This window comes from Colwellia marinimaniae (assembly GCF_002207865.1).
Lineage (GTDB): Bacteria > Pseudomonadota > Gammaproteobacteria > Enterobacterales > Alteromonadaceae > Colwellia > Colwellia marinimaniae.
On the sequence record NZ_BDQM01000140.1, the window covers coordinates 1 to 415 of the forward strand.

Annotated in this window: 1 protein-coding gene; it reads left to right on the forward strand. The window is 43.6% G+C overall.

What is annotated here, in order from left to right; genetic code table 11:
* Positions 1-415: anaerobic ribonucleoside-triphosphate reductase (nrdD, locus tag MTCD1_RS18590; RefSeq protein ID WP_305764592.1), on the forward strand; the 415-nt coding region annotated here is incomplete at both ends.

A 415-nucleotide genomic window follows, 5' to 3' on the forward strand; every position in this document is an offset into this window, starting at 1 on the left:
ATGCCAAGCAGCACATCTTGCCACGCGACATTGTCCATGCGCATGAAGCGGGTGACATTCATTATCATGATCTTGATTATGCGCCCTTCTTCCCGATGTTTAACTGTATGCTGATCGATCTTGATGGCATGTTAACCCTTGGCTTTAAAATGGGTAACGCTGAAATTGAAACACCAAAATCCATCACTACAGCAACGGCTGTGACTGCACAGATCATTGCCCAAGTAGCCAGTCATATTTATGGTGGCACAACGATTAACCGTATTGATGAGATCTTAGCGCCTTATGTCACCGCAAGCGTTAAGAAAAACACCTTATTTGCAGAAGAAGGGGACATACCGAATAAAGAAGGATTTGCTCGCTCACGTGCCGAAAAAAAATGTTTCGATGCATTCCAATCGTTAGAGTATGAAGT